Origin of the sequence: Leeuwenhoekiella sp. CH_XMU1409-2 (assembly GCF_037029365.1) — a bacterium.
In the GTDB taxonomy this organism is placed as follows: domain Bacteria; phylum Bacteroidota; class Bacteroidia; order Flavobacteriales; family Flavobacteriaceae; genus Leeuwenhoekiella; species Leeuwenhoekiella blandensis.
The window spans coordinates 1-1,118 of record NZ_JAYMEI010000045.1; the positions used below are offsets into that span (position 1 = coordinate 1).

The window sequence follows — 1,118 nt, forward strand, 5'->3', positions numbered from 1 at the left end:
CAGATAGCACACAGGGATTTGTTGGGCTATTGATGTTCAGTGGTACTTCATCGGCAGACAACACCATAAAAATACGTTGAGTACTGATGCGCTTGAGGGCATTGGCCAGCGTACTCTTCACCCCTGCTGTTTGTCGATCAGAATCTTTACCGCTGATAAAGGCATCTGCCATGGCCCTAGATGTGGTATTGGTTTTTAGAAAACCGATCAGGCTTTCCGTATCCAGCAATTGGTAAATGGCTATTAAATGCGGTAGGGTACACAGCTGCGGGTACTCCGTTTTAAGCTTCCAGATAAGTCCACCGATCAAGCCTTCCGCAGCATCATTAAAAAATTTGGTGGTGCCACTCACACCGCTCTCCCGATGTTCAAGCAGGTTTTCGATAAGTACTTTAGCTACTTCATTTACGCTTTCTTCATTTTCCAGATAGCGTGGAGCAATAGGGTTCACCCGATGGATAATCCGATCAAAAGCAATGATCTTAAATGGCACAGGCCCATCGTTAAACAGCGGGTAGGCCATTTCGGTAAGTTCAAAATCTGTCTACTCGTGAATCACTCCACATAACTGCTCTTTTTGAAAGTGTTGTAAAAAGCCATACACTACACTTTCTGTTTTTCCGCTTCCTGCAGCACCTATAATCGAAGCTCCCCGTTTTATGTTATGAAGCTGTAGTTTGCCTCGATTGGTTTTAAAAGTAACGGTATAGCGAGGATCAATCTTTTGAGCAGTTTCAGAAGAATCCAAATAAACAAACAACACTGTATTGATGAGCAGCAGTGGGCACCCCAGATACATAATTAAAGGAACCCACGGAATTTCCAGAGACAGGTAATACAGTATAGGAAGCAGCAACAAAGAGTTGATGCCAAAGGAGTATTTGGTGAACTTATATAGCACTATAAAGCAAAGACTGGCTCCAACACCAAAATATACTAAGGAAAGTAGCTGATCGAGTTCCATAAGCTTAGATTCCGATGGAACTCGATTTAATGGCTATTGCTGCCCCGCGTCTAAGTCGTTTAAAAACGCGCAGTGCAACTTGCGCTTGAGATACTGGAATACCCGATATTTTAGGAAGGCCAGACTTCGACATAAGCTTAAACGCTAATGCCTT

2 pseudogenes are annotated in these 1,118 nt (G+C 43.3%); both read right to left on the reverse strand.

Features of this window, described 5'->3' with window-relative positions:
* A pseudogene (locus WA338_RS18785) lies at positions 1–964 on the reverse strand (type IV secretory system conjugative DNA transfer family protein); the annotation flags it as partial.
* A 4-nt stretch (positions 965–968) separates the two neighbouring features.
* A pseudogene (locus tag WA338_RS18790) lies at positions 969–1,118 on the reverse strand (MobB family relaxase); the annotation flags it as partial.